Annotated in this window: 16 protein-coding genes; 6 read left to right on the top strand and 10 right to left on the bottom strand. The window is 60.2% G+C overall.

The annotated features are described in order from the left end of the window. Nucleotides 1-146: 146 nt before the first annotated feature. Both ACZRN6_RS17565 and ACZRN6_RS17560 read right to left on the bottom strand, forming a co-directional pair. Nucleotides 147-1160 carry a zinc-binding alcohol dehydrogenase family protein gene (locus ACZRN6_RS17565; protein ID WP_464008390.1) on the bottom strand — a complete coding sequence of 338 codons (1014 nt, stop codon included), beginning with the start codon at nt 1158-1160 and terminating at the stop codon, nt 147-149. Nucleotides 1161-1186: 26 nt separating this feature from the next. Further along, a complete protein-coding gene (locus ACZRN6_RS17560) occupies nt 1187-1480 on the bottom strand; it encodes a putative quinol monooxygenase (RefSeq protein WP_322143098.1) in 294 nt (97 codons plus the stop codon). 117 nt (nt 1481-1597) lie between these two features. Here ACZRN6_RS17560 and ACZRN6_RS17555 point away from each other — a divergent pair, with 117 nt between their 5' ends. Beyond that, nucleotides 1598-2527 (top strand): LysR family transcriptional regulator, encoded by a 930-nt coding sequence (locus ACZRN6_RS17555; protein WP_322143099.1) that lies wholly within the window; start codon nt 1598-1600, stop codon nt 2525-2527. A 138-nt stretch (nt 2528-2665) separates the two neighbouring features. Beyond that, complete coding sequence (locus ACZRN6_RS17550; protein WP_322143100.1) at nt 2666-3355, top strand: helix-turn-helix transcriptional regulator; 690 nt, start codon at nt 2666-2668, stop codon at nt 3353-3355. Here the strand turns inward: ACZRN6_RS17550 and ACZRN6_RS17545 are convergent. Further along, on the bottom strand, nt 3352-4305 hold the full coding sequence (locus ACZRN6_RS17545; RefSeq protein ID WP_088424684.1) for an adenosine deaminase: 954 nt from the start codon (nt 4303-4305) through the stop codon (nt 3352-3354). The two genes, ACZRN6_RS17550 and ACZRN6_RS17545, sit on opposite strands and share 4 nt — an antisense overlap. Before the next feature lie 194 nt (nt 4306-4499). Here ACZRN6_RS17545 and ACZRN6_RS17540 point away from each other — a divergent pair, with 194 nt between their 5' ends. Then, a complete protein-coding gene (locus ACZRN6_RS17540; protein WP_322143101.1) occupies nt 4500-5588 on the top strand; it encodes a calcium:cation antiporter in 1089 nt (362 codons plus the stop codon). Between the two features lie 132 nt (nt 5589-5720). Here the strand turns inward: ACZRN6_RS17540 and ACZRN6_RS17535 are convergent, their stop codons facing one another. The 3 genes from ACZRN6_RS17535 to ACZRN6_RS17525 form a co-directional block, all read right to left on the bottom strand. Further along, a complete protein-coding gene (locus ACZRN6_RS17535; RefSeq protein ID WP_322143102.1) occupies nt 5721-7079 on the bottom strand; it encodes an 8-oxoguanine deaminase in 1359 nt (452 codons plus the stop codon). Between the two features lie 145 nt (nt 7080-7224). Next, nucleotides 7225-7911, bottom strand: coding sequence for an SDR family oxidoreductase (locus ACZRN6_RS17530; RefSeq protein ID WP_322143103.1), 687 nt, complete (start codon nt 7909-7911; stop codon nt 7225-7227). Nucleotides 7912-7937: 26 nt separating this feature from the next. Next, entirely contained in the window at nt 7938-8288 is a 351-nt protein-coding gene (locus ACZRN6_RS17525; protein ID WP_322143104.1) for a MerR family transcriptional regulator, read from the bottom strand. A gap of 83 nt (nt 8289-8371) precedes the next feature. Here ACZRN6_RS17525 and ACZRN6_RS17520 point away from each other — a divergent pair, with 83 nt between their 5' ends. Next, nucleotides 8372-8764 carry a hypothetical protein gene (locus ACZRN6_RS17520; protein ID WP_322143105.1) on the top strand — a complete coding sequence of 131 codons (393 nt, stop codon included), beginning with the start codon at nt 8372-8374 and terminating at the stop codon, nt 8762-8764. 302 nt (nt 8765-9066) lie between these two features. Here the strand turns inward: ACZRN6_RS17520 and ACZRN6_RS17515 are convergent, their stop codons facing one another. From ACZRN6_RS17515 to ACZRN6_RS17500, 4 genes are all read right to left on the bottom strand, one after another. Beyond that, nucleotides 9067-9648 carry an IMPACT family protein gene (locus tag ACZRN6_RS17515; protein ID WP_322143106.1) on the bottom strand — a complete coding sequence of 194 codons (582 nt, stop codon included), beginning with the start codon at nt 9646-9648 and terminating at the stop codon, nt 9067-9069. Nucleotides 9649-9660: 12 nt separating this feature from the next. Further along, a complete protein-coding gene (locus tag ACZRN6_RS17510) occupies nt 9661-10320 on the bottom strand; it encodes a TetR/AcrR family transcriptional regulator (protein WP_003211175.1) in 660 nt (219 codons plus the stop codon). Between the two features lie 87 nt (nt 10321-10407). After that, nucleotides 10408-11802 (bottom strand): uracil-xanthine permease family protein, encoded by a 1395-nt coding sequence (locus ACZRN6_RS17505; RefSeq protein WP_322143107.1) that lies wholly within the window; start codon nt 11800-11802, stop codon nt 10408-10410. 88 nt (nt 11803-11890) lie between these two features. Further along, nucleotides 11891-12811, bottom strand: coding sequence for a LysR family transcriptional regulator (locus tag ACZRN6_RS17500; protein WP_010174131.1), 921 nt, complete (start codon nt 12809-12811; stop codon nt 11891-11893). 127 nt (nt 12812-12938) lie between these two features. Here ACZRN6_RS17500 and aptA point away from each other — a divergent pair, with 127 nt between their 5' ends. Together aptA and ACZRN6_RS17490 are read left to right on the top strand one after the other, a co-directional pair. Beyond that, nucleotides 12939-14288, top strand: a complete 1350-nt coding sequence (aptA, locus tag ACZRN6_RS17495; RefSeq protein ID WP_088424674.1) for an omega-aminotransferase AptA — start codon at nt 12939-12941, stop codon at nt 14286-14288. Nucleotides 14289-14327: 39 nt separating this feature from the next. After that, entirely contained in the window at nt 14328-15821 is a 1494-nt protein-coding gene (locus ACZRN6_RS17490) for a CoA-acylating methylmalonate-semialdehyde dehydrogenase (protein WP_464008389.1), read from the top strand. Nucleotides 15822-16185: the final 364 nt, after the last annotated feature.

The raw sequence follows: 16185 nt of genomic DNA, 5'->3' as shown, positions 1-16185 counted from the left end.
CTGACCTCCTCACGTAAAAGATTGCGTGGCAAAGGCGGCCAATATAAACCCGAATACGCTTACAAATATGACAAGGATCAAGTCTCTGACTAGCGGTGTCGTCCGTTACTTACACGAATAACAGACAACACTGACAGAACCCCTGGTTAGAACCCTTCCAGCACGATCTTGCCCTTGGCCTTGCCGCTCTCCAGCAGCTCGTGGGCACGGCGCAGGTTGGCGGCGTTGATCACGCCAAAGTGCTCGCCCACTGTGGTTTTCAGGGTGCCGGCATCGATCAGTTCGGCCACGCGATTGAGCAGGTTGTGCTGTTCGATCATGTCGCTGGTTTCGAACATCGAGCGGGTGTACATGAACTCCCAGTGCAGCGACAGGCTCTTGCGCTTGAGTTTGCTCACGTCCAGCGTCTTGGGGTCATCGATCAGCGCCAGTTTGCCCTGGGGAATCAGTGCTTCCACCAGTTGGTCCAGGTGCTGGTCGGTCTGGGTCAGGCTGGCGACATAGTTCACCTGCGGATGGCCGGCGTTTTTCAACTCATCGCTCAACGGTTTGCTGTGGTCGATCACCAGGTCGGCGCCCAGGTCCTTGGCCCACGCTTGGGTTTCAGGGCGGGAGGCGGTGCCGATTACTTTCAGGCCGGTGAGCTGTTTCGCCAGTTGGGTCAGGATCGATCCCACACCGCCGGACGCACCGACGATCAGCAGGCTCTGGCCTTCATCGGTCTTGCCTTCGCGCACTTGCAGGCGTTCGAACAGCAGTTCCCAGGCGGTGATGGCAGTCAGTGGCAGTGCTGCAGCATCGGCGAAGCCCAGGGTTTTTGGCATATGGCCGACGATGCGCTCATCCACGGTGTGCAGTTCGCTGTTGCCACCGGGGCGTATCAGGGAGCCGGCGTAAAATACCTTGTCGCCGACCTTGAACAGGCTGACTTCGCTGCCCACGGCCTTGACCACACCGGCCACATCCCAGCCCAGCACTTTGGCTGCACCGTTTTCCGGGGCGACGTTCTGGCGCACCTTGGTGTCGACCGGGTTCACCGAGATGGCTTTGACTTCTACCAGCAGGTCGCGGGGCCCGGCGACCGCTTCTGGCAGTTCGATATCTTGCAGGGATTTTGGATCGTTGATGGGCAATGCAGCGTAGTAGGCGATGGCTTTCATGATGGTTTCCAAAAAGGGTTCAGGGGTCAGGCAAGAAACTTCAGGCGCTTGAGGTCGAAATGCTCGATCACGTCGGCAGCCTTGGCGCGGAAATTCTGGATGTGGGCGCTCTGGTCGTGGTCGGCCAGGGCATCGTCGTCACTCCAGCGTTCGAGCATGTAGAAGGTCTCGGGGTGTTGCAGGTCCTGGTGCAGGTCGTACTGCTGGCAGCCGGCTTCGACGCGAGTCGGTTCCAGCAGCTCGCGCAGCAGGGTTTCCAGGGTGGCTTGTTGGCCGGGCTTGGCGATCAGTGTGGCGATGACGTTAAAGGCAGCGGACATATTCGACTCCAGACACGTGATGAACGGGATGGACAGATGATTGGCTATTTCTCTGCAAGATAAAACCCGCTAAAAGAGCAGTCTCTTTCAATATTTTTTTGATAATAGGCGGTCAGCGTGCTGCGCTTTGATGACTTGCAGTTGTTTGTGCGTGCGGCAGACCTGGGCAGCCTATCGGCGGCGGCGCGGGTCATGGACATGTCGGCGGCGGTGGCCAGCGCGGCGTTGAAGCGCATCGAGCAGCAACTGGGCGCGCGGCTGTTGGCGCGCTCCACCCGCAGCCTGCGCCTGACGGCCGAGGGTGAAGGCTTCCTGGAGTACGCGCGGGCCGCCTTGAGCAGCCTGGATGAAGGCCGGCGGTTATTGGCCAGTGGCCAGGATCAGGTCAGCGGGGTGTTGCAACTGTCGGCACCGTCGGACTTTGGCCGCAACCAGTTGCTGCCCTGGCTGGATGAGTTTCAGCGTGACTACCCCGGCCTGAGCGTGCGCCTGCTGTTGGGCGACCGGATTGCCGACCTGTTCCGCCAGCCGGTGGACATCGCCCTGCGCTATGGCGAACCCGAAGACTCCAGCCTGATCGCGCTGCCCATCGCCCCGGACAACTACCGCGTGCTCTGCGCCGCTCCCAGCTACCTGGCGCGGCATGGCGAACCTCGTCATCTGGAGCAACTGACCCAGCACAATTGCCTGCTGTACATGCTCGGCAGCCGGGTGCACGACCATTGGGGCTTCAACGACGGCAAACGTGACGTCAGCCTGACAGTGACCGGCGACCGCTTCAGTGACGACGCCGATGTGGTGCGACGCTGGGCGGTGGCCGGGGTGGGTATTGCCTACAAGTCCTGGCTGGATGTCAGCTCCGATGTGCTGGCGGGCCGCCTGCGTCTGATTCTGCCGGAGCTGCGGGGCGAGCGTACGCCGCTCAACCTGTTGTGCGCTCATCGCGCGCAGTTGAGCAAACCGATCAATCTGCTGCGGGAAATGCTCGTCGCCCGTTGTGCGACATTGACTGCGCAGTTGCCGGAGCGATCAACCTCTACACCATAACCCCGGGAATATCGGGAAATTTCCTTCAGCCCCTGTCCTTGGTTGCGCTGTAAGACGGCACGGAACCGGGCGTTTTCACGCTTATACTTTTGCGCCAACCGCAGCAGACGAATGATTCAACAGGGAGTGAATGAGCACATGGAACAGGCACCTTGTATCAGCCAGATCGCCACCTTGCTGGCCGACCCGAAACGTACCGCGATGGTGTGGGCGTTGATGGACGGCTCGGCCAAACCTTCCAATGAACTGGCAGCACTTGCCGGGTTGTCAGCGGCCTCGGCGAATGCTCATCTGACGCGATTGACGGCCGGTGGCCTGCTGCGCGTCGAAGCCCGTAGCGGCAAACGCTTCTTTCGGGTGGCCGCCGCCGACGTAGCGGCCGCCGTGGATGCCCTGGCCTGCACCACCATGGCCAGCGTCGCCCGCAGCACGCCTACCCATTCCCAGTCATTGATTGCGCCTGCCGCATTACGGCGGGCCAGGCTTTGTCATGGGCATTTAGGTGGCGAACTGGCGGCGGGGTTATATCAACGGATGATGGCGGCCGGGTGGTTGGAGCGCCCGGAGCAACGCACGGAAGTGACGCCCTTTGGTGCGCGCAAATTCGCAGGGCTGGGGATCTTCACCCAGGCACTGGCTCGGCCGATCGTGTGCGATTGTTTTGACTGGAGCGAACAGCAGCCGCACCTGGGCGGTGCGTTGGGGGCCGCGCTGTTGCAGCTGTGCATGCAGTCGAGCTGGGTCAGTGTGATCAATGAGTCCCAGGCGTTGCAGGTCAGTGAAACCGGGCAACTGGAAATTGCCCGGCTTGCTGCAACCGGTGATTAAGGCTTGACCAACCGTGCGTCCAGGCTGTTTTGCGCCAGGCGTTTGGCCTGGTCCTGGGTCATGCCCAGGGAGGTGTACAGCGCATGGAAGTTCTCGGTGACATAGCCGCCGAAGTACGCCGGGTCATCCGAGTTCACCGTCACCTTAACGCCACGCTCAAGCATGTCTAGGATGTTGTGCTGGGACATGTCGTCGAACACGCACAGCTTGGTGTTGGACAGCGGGCACACTGTCAGTGGGATCTGCTCGTCGATGATCCGTTGCATCAGGCGTTCGTCTTCAATGGCACGCACGCCATGGTCGATACGCTGGATCTTCAGCAGGTCGATGGCTTCCCAGATGTACTCCGGTGGGCCTTCTTCGCCGGCGTGGGCGACGGTCAGGAAGCCTTCATGACGGGCACGATCGAACACGCGCTGGAACTTGCTCGGCGGGTGGCCCATCTCCGAACTGTCCAGCCCCACGGCAACAAACGCGTCACGGAACGGCAGCGCCTGGTCGAGGGTTTTCTCGGCTTCCTCCTGGCTCAGGTGGCGCAGGAAGCTCAGGATCAAACCGCTGGTGATGCCCAGTTGCTGCTCGCCGTCTTTCAAGGCGGCAGCGATGCCATTGAGCACTACTTCGAACGGCACGCCACGGTCGGTGTGGGTTTGCGGGTCGAAGAACGGTTCGGTGTGGATCACGTTCTGCGCCTTGCAGCGCAGCAGGTAGGCCCAGGTCAGGTCGTAGAAGTCCTGTGAGGTGCGCAGTACATCGGCGCCCTTGTAGTAGAGGTCGAGAAACTCTTGCAGGTTGTTGAAGGCGTAAGCCTTGCGCAGGGTTTCGACGTCGTTCCAGGGCAGCGCGATTTTGTTGCGTTCGGCCAGGGCGAACAGCAGTTCAGGCTCCAGCGAGCCTTCCAGGTGCAGGTGCAATTCAGCCTTGGGCAGGGCGTTGAGCCAATCGTACATTTATAAATTCTCATCAGGTGCAATGGCGGCATTCTACAGGCGCACGCCGAAATAATCGGCAAAACCTGACCAAGCGGTGAGTATCCGCAGGCGTCGTGCAAGCGGTACGTGAACTAAGGTGTAACGAAACGTTAGCTGCGCGGTGCAGTCTGTACCCCATCAATGACTGATTTGCCGCGTATAAAAGGCCTGCAATGCTCACCTCTATCAAGCAAGAAAAATTCATGCTGTTGGCGCTGATTGCCGCCATCGCCGCCTACCCGCTGGAGCACTGGATGCTGCACAGCGGGCAGATGGTGGCGCTGCTGGGCGGCATTGCGCTGATCGGCTTTATCGTCGTGGCCTCGATGCGCGTGGCGCACCATGCCGAGCAATTGGCGGAAAAGGTCGGCGACCCCTACGGCACCATGATCCTGACCCTCGCCGCGGTGCTGGTGGAGGTGGTGATTCTGGCGATCATGATGAGTAACGAACCGTCACCGACCCTGGTGCGCGACACCATTTACTCTGCGGTAATGCTCGACATCAACGGCATCCTCGGCCTGGCTGCGCTGATGGGCGGGATCAAGCATGGCGAGCAGTCCTACAACGATGATTCGGCAAGGACCTACAGCGTGATGATCCTTACCGCCATGGGTGTGTCGATGGTGGTGCCGGAATTTATCCCCGAAGCCGACTGGAAAATTTACTCGGCCTTCACCATCGGCGCGATGGTGGTGCTCTACACCCTGTTCCTGCGGATGCAGGTTGGGCCCCACAGTTATTTCTTCAGCTATAGCTACCCGGAAAAACGTCGCAAGAAACAGCCAGAAGAAGAATCGCCGCCGATCAACCTGGCGTTCTCCATCGCCACCCTGGTGTTTGGTGTGGTTGTGATTGGCGCGTTGGCCGAGGTGATGTCCAAGACCCTCGACCTCGGCCTGGAAGGCACCGGCGCTCCGCCGGTGATCACCGCGATCATCGTGGCCGCGATTTCCGCCGCCCCGGAGATTTTGACCGCGTTGCGCGCGGCGCTGGCCAACCGCATGCAGTCAGTGGTGAACATTGCGCTGGGTGCGTCGCTGTCGACGGTGATTCTGACGGTGCCGGTGATGGAAGCCATGGCCTTGTACACCGGCCAACCGTTTCAGATGGCGATGACGCCGGTGCAAACCGTGATGGTGTTTATCACGTTGATTGTCAGCGCGATCAACCTCAACGATGGCGAAACCAACGCCATCGAAGGAATGACCCATTTTGTGTTGTTTGCGACATTTATCATGCTGTCGCTGCTTGGACTGTAACCAATTTTGGGTACACCGCTGATCAAATGTGGGAGCTGGCTTGCCTGCGATAGCATCACCTCGGCGCGACTGAAAGACCGAGGCGCCTGCATCGCGGGCAAGCCCGGCTCCCACATTTGATCTGGGCTTGGCTTAAATCCCGCTTATCAGCGCACGTGCCGCCTGGCTGTGATCGGCGATCAAGCCTTTCAGATCCAGGCCTTCGACCTGCCCGTCGATCACCCGCCATTTGCCACCGACCATTACCCGGTCGGCCCGGTCGGCGCCGCACAGCAGCAGTGCCGAGATCGGGTCGTGGCTGCCGGAGAAGCGCAGCTCATCAAGCTTGAACAGCGCCAGGTCGGCCTGTTTACCTACGGCCAGTTCGCCGATATCGCTGCGGCCCAGTAACTGCGCCGAACCTTTGGTAGCCCAACCCAGCACCCGTTCCGGGGTGATCTTCTCTGCCCCGTACCGCAGGCGCTGGATGTACAGGGCCTGGCGCGTTTCCAGGATCATGTTCGAGGCATCATTGGACGCCGAACCGTCCACGCCCAGGCCAATCGGTGCACCGGCGGCGAGCAGGTCCAGCGTTGGGCATATCCCGGAAGCCAGGCGCATGTTGGAGCTCGGGCAATGGCAGACTCCGGTGCCGGCGGCGCCGAGGCGTGTGATTTCTTCCGGGTTGAAGTGAATGCCATGGGCCAGCCACGTGCGCGGGCCGAGCCAGCCGACGCTGTCGAGGTAATCCACGGTGCGCAGGCCGAAGCGTTGCAGGCAGAAGTCTTCTTCGTCGAGGGTTTCTGCCAGATGGGTATGCAGGCGCACGTCGAGGTGGTTGGCCAGTTCGGCGCTGGCTTCCATGATTTCCGGGGTCACGGAAAACGGTGAGCACGGCGCCAGGGCGATCTGGATTTGCGCGCCGTCGCCGCGCTCGTGGTACTGGCGGATCAGGCGGCGGCTGTCTTCCAGAATTACTTCGCCTTGTTGCACGGTTTGCTGCGGTGGCAGCCCGCCGTCGGCCTCGCCCAGGCTCATGGAGCCGCGGGTTAGCATGGCGCGCATGCCCAGTTCGCGCACGCTGTCGACTTGTATGTCGATCGCGTTTTCAAGGCCTTCCGGGAACAGGTAGTGGTGATCCGCTGCGGTGGTGCAGCCTGAGAGCAGCAATTCCGCGAGGGCGACTTTAGACGCGAGGGCGAGTTTTTCCGGGGTCAGTCGCGCCCAGACCGGGTACAGGGTCTTGAGCCACGGGAATAACGGCTGGTTAACCACCGGCGCCCAGGCGCGGGTCAGGGTTTGATAGAAGTGATGGTGGGTGTTGATCAGCCCCGGAAGCACCACATGCTGGCGCGCATCGAAAATATTTGCGCAGGGCACGGCAGGTTCTCGGCCCCAGCCCAGCACTTCGGTGATCACACCGTCTTGCAGCACCAGGCCACCACGGGCGTCGAGGCCATTGGCAGTGAAAATCGCGAGGGGGTTTTTTAACCAGATACGGGTCGCAGGCATTGGCCGGCTCCTCTGAATGATGGGTTCAGGTTTGCCAGCTCAGTGTTGCCCTGTCTGCTGATCCAGGGTCGCCGGGGAGGGCGAGGTGCGCAGTGTACGGGTGGATCGTTATCGACGGCAATCGGCCGATAACGATCGCGGTTTTTTACCAGGCGATGGTCTCGCCCTTGTAGTCCACAAAGTGATGGCCGCCCTTACCACTGTAGGCATTCACTTGGTCGACCAGGCCGCGGACGCTGGTGGGCACGTCGATTTGCGCGTTTTCGCCGCCCATGTCGGTTTTTACCCAGCCCGGGTGCAACGACAGCACGGTCAGTTTCTGGTCGCCCAGTTGAGTGACGAAACTGTTGGTCATGGAGTTGAGGGCGGCCTTGCTGGCTTTGTACAAGGCCAGGTCCGAGCCGTCGGGGATGGTGACGCTGCCCAGGATCGAGCTCATGAAGGCCAGCACGCCGGTGTCCGGGCGGATCTGCCCGACAAAACGCTGGGCCAAATTGATGGGCGCCACGGCGTTGGTGAAAAACAGTTGGCCGACTTCAGCCAGCGTGGCGTGGCCGGGTTCCTGGTTGGCGGGGCCTTTGACACCGGCGTTGACGAACAGCAGGTCGAAGGTTTTTTCCTTGAGCCGCTGGCTCAGGGCGATCACGGCCTGTTGGTCATCCATGTCGAGCTTTTCGATCTGCACCGGGCCCAGGGCCTTCAAGGCATCGGCCTTTTGTGGGTCGCGCACGGTGGCGGTCACCTCCCAGCCGTCCGCCAGCAGTTGCTTGGCCAGGCCAAGGCCCAAGCCCCGGGAGGCGCCGATAATCAGTGCGGTTTTTGAAGTGGACATGAATGGCTTCCTTTGACGATGGAGGTTCACGGGTTCAGTGGACAACGCTGGCCGAGCCTTTGCTGCAACTCCTGGCGCAGTTGATCGAGTTCGGCGATGCGGGTTTCGATCAGGTTGAGCTTGTCTTGCAACAGTTGAGTGACGGCGGTGTCGGGGTCTGGCGCTTGCCATAATGCGCCGACGCTGTTGCCAATTTCACCCAGGCTGAAGCCCAGGCGCTGGGCGGTCTTGATGTACAGCACCAACTGCACCATGTCGTCGGGGTAGTCGCGGTAACCGTTGGCACTGCGTTGCGCGGCAATCAACCCGCGTTGCTCGTAGAAGCGCAGGGTGTCGCGGCTGACCTGGCTGGCCTGGGCTAATTCGCCGATACGCATGCAGAGGGCTCGAAGGGGCTTGACCTTGGAGCATACTCCAGGCTTTACGTTGCTGGCTTCTTGAATTGAAGGAGCTTGCTGCCATGTGGACTGCACACCAATACCGTCAACTGGTTCGGGCCAGCGGTTGGTACGATTTGATCGTCACCGCGGCGCTGGTCACCCCCTGGACCTTTGTTCTGCTGCATAACGCCTTGGTGGCGTTGAATCTGCCCGGCGAACTGCCGTCGTTCGCACCTGTGCATATGTTGATGGCCAACCTGATGGGCTCGATCGTTTGTGTGTGGTCGGTGCTGCGAATCCGCGATCCTCAAGCGATCTTTGGTCGCTATGACGCCGCCGGCCGAGTGCTGTTTGCCACCTGGCAGATTTACGCGCTGGCCCACGGCGCCAGTACGGTATTGGTGATTGTGGTGGTGTTTGAGGTGCTGTGGGCGGTGGCGCAGTTGATGCCGGTGCGCCGGGCAGCTAGTTGATCAAAAAACGCTCAGTTGCGCCCGGGCGTTGCGGGCTCTGCCGCCGGCTCACTCTTGCACGGGTTATCCACAGGTTGCTCCACAGTAATTGTGCGCAAGCGCAATCGGTGGGTATAAGCGCTGTGGCCCTTTGTTCTAAAGGACATAACCCGCCTGACTGACTGTTTTTGAGCTGGATCAATACTTTAGTGTGGCGAGCTGAACAAAAACTGAACAACCGCCTCGAACCCTTGTGACAGAAGGGTTACAGGCGAGTGTGCTCAGGTTATCCACAGGCAGGTGCACAGTAGATGTGGGCAGTTTCAACGCTGCAGCAGGATACGCCCGCGGCTCAGGTCGGCGAGCTGGGTTTGCAGGGTGTCGATACAGGCTTCGCCGAGGGCCAGTTGCAGGTCGACGCCATTGGCGGTGAAGGTTTCTTCCATCACCAATCCGCCCAGTTCGGCCACTCGCAGTTTCACCAACTGCAACTCGGCAAAACCACAGGAGCAACTCAGCGGCACGCGTTTGATCAGCTCGACGCGTTCGGCAGCTTGCAGGCATTTGTTGGCGCCGCCGCCATAAGCGCGCGCCAGGCCGCCGGTGCCCAGTTGAATGCCACCGTACCAGCGGATCACCAGCACCACGACCTGATCGCAATCCTGCGCTTCGATCGCGGCCAGGATCGGTCGCCCGGCCGTGCCGCCGGGCTCGCCGTCATCATTGCTGCGGTATTGATCGCCAAGTTTCCAGGCCCAGCAGTTGTGCGTGGCGTTCAGGTCGCTGTGCTGGTCAATAAAGGCCTGGGCGTCCTGGGGGCTGGCGATGGGGGCGGCGAGGGTAATGAAGCGGCTTTTGCGAATTTCTTCGCGAAACTCGCAAAGGCCGGTAAGCGTGAAAGGCATGGGTAACTTCGTTTAGAGGGCGGGCTTGATGCCGCAGCCTTTGAGAATGATGTGGATAAGGTTGGTGCCGGCGTCTTCCATGTCCTGCTTGGTCAGCTTGGTGCGGCCGGTCACGCGGCAGATCTGTGTGGCGAAGTCAGCGTAATGCTGGGTGCTGCCCCACAGTAAAAAGATCAGGTGTACGGGGTCGATGGGGTCCATTTTGCCGGCGTCGATCCAGGCCTGGAACACCGCCGCACGGCCGCTGAACCAGGCGCGGTAGTCCTGGCTGAAATATTCGGTCAGGCATTCACCGCCGCTGATGATTTCCATCGCGAAGATCCGCGAGGCTTGCGGCTGGCGCCGGGAAAATTCCATCTTGGTGCGGATATAGCGGGTCAGCGCTGCGGCCGGGTCATCCTCGGCGGTCAGGGTGTTGAAGGTGCTGTCCCACAGTTCGAGGATGTTGCTGAGTACGGCAATGTACAGGCCCAGCTTGTTGGTGAAGTAGTAATGCAAGTTGGCTTTCGGCAACCCGGCACTCGCCGCGATGGTGTTCATGCTGGTGCCTTTGTAGCCATGACGGGCGAACTCGTCTTCGGCGGCCTGCAAAATCGCTTGTTCGTTCTTTTGCCGAATGCGGCTTGCAGGTTTTCCGGCGTGGTTGCTGTGGGCAGGAACTTCGAGGCTCATGGAGGTTTCCGTGCAGATCGATGAATACGACGTGTGCACAGATAACCCACCCTCAAGCCCCAGACAAGTCCCGATACGATAAAACCCTCAAAGTGGTTCCAGAGTGTCGCTTTCCGGGGCCCGGTTTGCGGCATCCGCGGTGGCCTTGGGTTCAGGCAGCAACAGGCACAACACAATGGCGGTCAGGCCGCCGCTGGTGATGGCGGAGTCGAACAGGTTCTGCACCAGCGTTGGCATCAAGTGCAGCAGGTTCGGCTGGGCGGCGATCCCGAGGCCGACGCCAAACGAGGTGGCGATGATCAGCATGCTGCGTCGGTCCAGCGGGGCCTGGGCGAGGATGCGCACGCCGGCGGCGGCTACGCTGCCGAACATCACCAGGGTTGCGCCGCCCAGTACCGGTTTGGGAATTTGTTGCAGCACCGCACCAATCAACGGAAACAGTCCGAGGCAAAACAGCACTACGCCGATGTATAGGCCGACATAACGGCTGGCGACGCCGGTCAGTTGGATCACGCCGTTGTTCTGGGCAAAGGTGGTGTTGGGAAAGGCGCTGAAGGTGGCGGCGATCATGCAACTGATGCCGTCTCCCAGCACGCCGCCCTTGAGCCGGCTTATATAGGACGGGCCACTGATGGGCTGGCGGGCGATCATGCAATTGGCGGTGAGGTCGCCGACTGTTTCAATGGTGCTGATCAGATAAATCAGCGCTACTGGCAGGAACGCGCTCCAGTCAAAGTTGAAACCGAAGTGGAACGGCGTAGGCAGGCTGATCAATGGCAAGTCGGGCAGGGCTTGGGGGACGAGTTTGCCGCTGAACCAGGCGGCGAGGCTGCCCAATGCCAGGCCAATGATGATGGCGGATAGACGTACCCACGGGGTGTTCGAGCGGTTGAGCAGGATGATCGTCAGTACCACGAACACACCGAGTGCCAGGTTGGTCGGGGCGCCAAAGTCCGGGGCGTTGAAGCCGCCGCCCAGGTCAGTGATGCCGACTTTGATCAGGCTGATGCCAATCAAGGTGATGACGATGCCGGTCACCAGCGGTGTGATCACCCTTTTGAGCTGGCCGATGAAACGGCTCAACACCACCTGCACCGCAGCGCCGAAGAAGCAAATGCCGAAAATCATCGCCAGAATGTCTTCCGGGCTGCCGCCGCGTTGCTTGACCAGAAACCCCGCCGACAATACCGCGCCGAGGAACGCAAAGCTGGTGCCTTGCAGGCAGATCATCCCGGCGCCAATCCCAAACGGCCTGCGCGCCTGGATGAAGGTGCCTACACCCGAAACCATCAATGCCATGCTGATCAGGTAGGGCAGGTAAGCGGTCAGGCCCAGGGTGGAGCCGATGATCAATGGCGGGGTGATGATGCCGACAAAGGCGGCCAATACATGCTGCAACGCAGCAAGCAATGCGGGCAGTGGTTTAGGGCGGTCGTTGAGGCCGTAGATCAGGTCGCTGGGGCTGGAGGATTCTGGCGGCATGGCGTTGGGAACTCATGGCTGATGGTTCGAGATTCCCTTGCCTTGCAAAAAGCTGTCCAGTTGCTCAGGTTTTTATGTGAGGCCCGTGCTAGCGCGTTGCGGCCAGACTCTCGAGGAAGCTTTCCAGCACCAAATGAGGGCGACGGCCCTTGCGCGTGACCGAAGCGAGGCTTAAATCGTAAAAACGTGTGGCCGGTTTCAGCGCACGCAGTCGGCCTTGTTGTACCCATAGGCTGGCGTAGTGGTCGGGCAGGTAGCCGATGTAGCGGCCGGTCAGGATCAGGAAGGCCATGCCTTCGCGGTCCGAAGCGCTGGCGGTGCAGTTGAGTGCCTGGTAATGCGCCTGAATATCGGCGGGCAGGCGGAAGGTGGGGGCGATGGCGTCCTGGCTGTTGATGCGCTCGTCGTCCAGTTGTTTGTCGTCGGCATAAAACAGCGGATGGCCGACGGCGCAATAGAGCAGCGAGCGCTCGCTGTACAGCGGCTGGTACTCAAGGCCCGACAAGGCGCTGGCCTGCGGGACTACACCCACATGGAGGCGGCCATCGAGCACGCCTTGTTCGACTTCATTGGGGGCGATCATGCGGATCTGGATTTGTACGTCCGGGCCGCGCTCCTTCAACTGTGCCAAGGCGTGGGTAATACGCATGTGGGGCAGGGTGACGAGGTTGTCGGTGAGGCCAATGATCAGCTCACCGCGCAAATGCTGGTGCAGGCCGTTGACCTCGGTGCGAAAACTTTCCAGGGCGCTGAGTAACTGCAGCGCCGACTGATACACCTCGCGTCCTTCCTCGGTCAGGGAAAACCCCGCCCGCCCGCGTTGGCACAGGCGCAGGCCAAGGCGCTGCTCCAGGTCACTCATCTGCTGGCTGATGGCCGAGCGACCAATGCCCAGTACGGTTTCCGCCGCCGAGAAGCCGCCGCATTCCACCACGCTGCGAAAGATGCGCAACAGGCGGATATCGAAGTCGCTGACTTGGGCCAGTGGGTCGGGTCGACGGCTGCTCATAGTTTAGTGAAGGCCTGACTGAAGGTTAGAAGAGTTGGATTTCACCGACTTTATCCCCGTGGCAATTTAGCTGCAACAACGCTTTTTCAAATCCCTACGCTGCCTTTTGCCTTGCGAGGTTTTGCTGATGAACATGCCCGAAAACGCTCCGTCCACCCTGGCCAGCCAATTGAAGCTGGACGCGCACTGGATGCCGTACACCGCCAACCGTAACTTCCACCGTGACCCGCGCCTGATCGTGGCGGCCGAAGGCAGCTGGTTGACCGATGACAAGGGGCGCAAGGTGTATGACTCGCTGTCGGGTCTGTGGACCTGCGGCGCCGGGCACACCCGCAAGGAAATCCAGGAGGCGGTCGCCAAGCAATTGGGCACGTTGGACTACTCGCCAGGCTTCCAATACGGTCATCCTTTGTCGTTCCAGTTGGCAGAAAAGATTACTGACCTGACCCCGGGCAACCTGAACCACGTGTTCTTCACCGACTCCGGCTCCGAGTGCGCCGATACCGCGGTGAAAATGGTGCGTGCGTACTGGCGCCTGAAGGGCCAGGCCACCAAGACCAAAATGATCGGCCGTGCCCGTGGTTATCACGGTGTGAACATCGCCGGTACCAGCCTGGGCGGTGTGAACGGTAACCGTAAGCTGTTTGGCCAGGGCCTGATGGATGTTGACCATCTGCCTCACACCTTGTTGGCGAGCAATGCGTTCTCCCGTGGCATGCCGGAGCTGGGCGGTATTGCCCTGGCGGATGAGCTGCTCAAGCTGATCGAGTTGCACGATGCGTCGAACATCGCTGCAGTGTTTGTTGAACCGATGGCGGGTTCCGCTGGCGTGCTGGTGCCGCCGCAGGGTTACCTGAAGCGCCTGCGTGAGATCTGCGATCAGCACAACATTCTGTTGGTGTTCGACGAAGTGATCACCGGCTTCGGTCGTACCGGCTCGATGTTTGGCGCCGACAGCTTCGGTGTGACTCCGGACCTGATGTGCATTGCCAAGCAAGTCACTAACGGCGCGATCCCGATGGGCGCGGTGATTGCCAGTACCGAGATTTATCAGACGTTCATGAACCAGGCGACGCCTGAGTACGCAGTGGAATTCCCACACGGCTACACCTACTCGGCTCACCCGGTGGCCTGCGCGGCGGGCCTGGCGGCACTTGACCTGCTGCAGAAGGAAAACCTGGTGCAGAGCGTGGCCGAAGTCGCACCGCATTTCGAGAACGCGCTGCATGGCTTGAAGGGCAGCAAGAACGTGATCGATATTCGTAACTATGGCCTGGCCGGTGCGATCCAGATCGCCCCACGTGATGGTGATGCGATTGTGCGTCCGTTCGAAGCAGGTATGGCCCTGTGGAAAGCCGGCTTCTACGTGCGCTTTGGCGGCGACACTCTGCAGTTCGGGCCAACCTTCAACAGCAAGCCGCAGGACCTGGATCGCTTGTTCGATGCGGTCGGCGAAGTGCTGAACAAGATCGACTGATTTCTCCTTCTATATAGAACAACTTTTCAGGAGCCCTGCATGAGCCTCATCCAACATTTGATCAACGGCCAACTGGTGACCGAGAACGGTCGCACGGCCGACGTGTACAACCCGTCGACTGGCCAGGTGATTCACCAAGTACCGTTGGCCAGCCGTGAAACGATTCAAAGCGCCATCGACTCGGCCAAGGCGGCATTCCCGGCATGGCGCAACACGCCGCCGGCCAAGCGTGCCCAGGTGATGTTCCGTTTCAAGGTACTGCTGGAGCAGAACGAAGCGCGCATTGCCCAACTGATCAGCGAAGAGCATGGCAAGACGCTTGAAGATGCTGCCGGCGAGCTGAAGCGCGGGATCGAGAACGTCGAGTACGCGTGTTCGGCGCCGGAAATCCTCAAGGGTGAATACAGCCGTAACGTCGGCCCGAACATTGATGCCTGGTCTGATTTCCAACCGCTGGGTGTGGTGGCCGGTATTACGCCATTCAACTTTCCGGCCATGGTGCCGTTGTGGATGTATCCGCTGGCTATCGTCTGCGGTAACTGCTTCATCCTCAAACCGTCGGAGCGTGACCCTAGCTCTACGTTGCTGATTGCGCAGCTGCTGCTGGAAGCCGGTCTGCCCAAAGGCGTGATGAGTGTGGTGCATGGCGATAAGAGCGCGGTGGATGCGCTGATCGAAGCGCCTGAAGTCAAGGCGTTGAGCTTTGTGGGTTCGACGCCGATTGCCGAGTACATCTATTCCGAAGCCACCAAGCGCGGCAAGCGTGTACAGGCGTTGGGTGGGGCGAAGAACCATGCGGTGCTGATGCCGGATGCGGATCTGGATAATGCGGTCAGTGCCTTGATGGGCGCGGCGTATGGCTCGTGCGGTGAGCGCTGCATGGCGATCTCTGTTGCGGTGTGTGTCGGCGACCAAGTGGCGGATGCGTTGATCGCCAAGCTGGTGCCGCAGATCAAGGCGCTGAAGATTGGTGCGGGCACGTCCTGTGGGCTGGACATGGGGCCGTTGGTTTCCGGCCAGGCGCGGGACAAGGTCAGTGGCTATATTGAAGACGGTGTTTCTTCGGGGGCCGAGCTGGTGGTCGATGGTCGTGGCTTGAGTGTTGCCGGTCACGAAGAGGGCTTCTTCCTGGGCGGCTGCCTGTTTGATCGCGTGACGCCTGAGATGCGCATCTATAAAGAAGAGATCTTCGGGCCGGTGCTGTGCGTGGTTCGGGTGAATAGCCTGGAAGCGGCCATGCAGTTGATCAACGATCACGAGTACGGCAACGGTACCTGTATCTTCACCCGGGACGGTGAAGCGGCGCGGTTGTTCTGTGACGAGATTGAAGTAGGCATGGTCGGCGTCAACGTGCCGCTGCCGGTGCCGGTGGCGTATCACAGCTTTGGTGGCTGGAAGCGTTCGCTGTTTGGCGACTTGCATGCTTATGGGCCGGATGGGGTGCGTTTCTACACGCGTCGCAAGGCGATTACCCAGCGCTGGCCACAACGGGCCAGCCATGAAGCGTCGCAGTTTGCCTTTCCTAGTTTGTAAGTAAGGCAGAAAGCCGGCCCCTTGGGGCCGGCTTTCGCGTTTTTGGGGCTTTTTGACTGATATGACAGAAATATGAAAAAAGGCGTTGACGGCAGATTCTGAAAGCCTATAATTCGCCCCACTTCCGGCGCAGTCGAAACGGAAAACTCCTTGGTAAACAAAGAGTTATGTAGGTTTCGACAGCGAGCTGCTTCAGATCATCGAAGCCCAGAAGGAGTTGGTAGGGCAGTGTTGTTTGGCTCTATTAACGTTTCGATCTTCTCGGTCGAAAGCGGAGAAAAAGAGGTGTTGACAGCAGCGTGTAACGCTGTAGAATTCGCCTCCCGCTAACGAGAGATCGGAAGCGCAAGTGGTTGAAGTTGTT

It is taken from the genome of Pseudomonas sp. A125 (assembly GCF_055409485.1).
The sequence above is the reverse complement of the archived record's forward strand: the minus strand, read 5'-3'. Positions and strand labels throughout refer to the sequence as shown.

Coding starts and splice junctions, on each gene's coding strand:
- ACZRN6_RS17490 (WP_464008389.1), top strand. CDS start 14,328: ATGAGCCTCATCCAACATTTGATCAACGGCCAACTGGTGACCGAGAAC.
- ACZRN6_RS17535 (WP_322143102.1), bottom strand. CDS start 7,079: ATGCCTGCGACCCGTATCTGGTTAAAAAACCCCCTCGCGATTTTCACT.
- ACZRN6_RS17530 (WP_322143103.1), bottom strand. CDS start 7,911: ATGTCCACTTCAAAAACCGCACTGATTATCGGCGCCTCCCGGGGCTTG.
- aptA (WP_088424674.1), top strand. CDS start 12,939: ATGAACATGCCCGAAAACGCTCCGTCCACCCTGGCCAGCCAATTGAAG.
- ACZRN6_RS17560 (WP_322143098.1), bottom strand. CDS start 1,480: ATGTCCGCTGCCTTTAACGTCATCGCCACACTGATCGCCAAGCCCGGC.
- ACZRN6_RS17550 (WP_322143100.1), top strand. CDS start 2,666: ATGGAACAGGCACCTTGTATCAGCCAGATCGCCACCTTGCTGGCCGAC.
- ACZRN6_RS17520 (WP_322143105.1), top strand. CDS start 8,372: ATGTGGACTGCACACCAATACCGTCAACTGGTTCGGGCCAGCGGTTGG.
- ACZRN6_RS17545 (WP_088424684.1), bottom strand. CDS start 4,305: ATGTACGATTGGCTCAACGCCCTGCCCAAGGCTGAATTGCACCTGCAC.
- ACZRN6_RS17510 (WP_003211175.1), bottom strand. CDS start 10,320: ATGAGCCTCGAAGTTCCTGCCCACAGCAACCACGCCGGAAAACCTGCA.
- ACZRN6_RS17540 (WP_322143101.1), top strand. CDS start 4,500: ATGCTCACCTCTATCAAGCAAGAAAAATTCATGCTGTTGGCGCTGATT.
- ACZRN6_RS17515 (WP_322143106.1), bottom strand. CDS start 9,648: ATGCCTTTCACGCTTACCGGCCTTTGCGAGTTTCGCGAAGAAATTCGC.
- ACZRN6_RS17500 (WP_010174131.1), bottom strand. CDS start 12,811: ATGAGCAGCCGTCGACCCGACCCACTGGCCCAAGTCAGCGACTTCGAT.
- ACZRN6_RS17525 (WP_322143104.1), bottom strand. CDS start 8,288: ATGCGTATCGGCGAATTAGCCCAGGCCAGCCAGGTCAGCCGCGACACC.
- ACZRN6_RS17505 (WP_322143107.1), bottom strand. CDS start 11,802: ATGCCGCCAGAATCCTCCAGCCCCAGCGACCTGATCTACGGCCTCAAC.
- ACZRN6_RS17565 (WP_464008390.1), bottom strand. CDS start 1,160: ATGAAAGCCATCGCCTACTACGCTGCATTGCCCATCAACGATCCAAAA.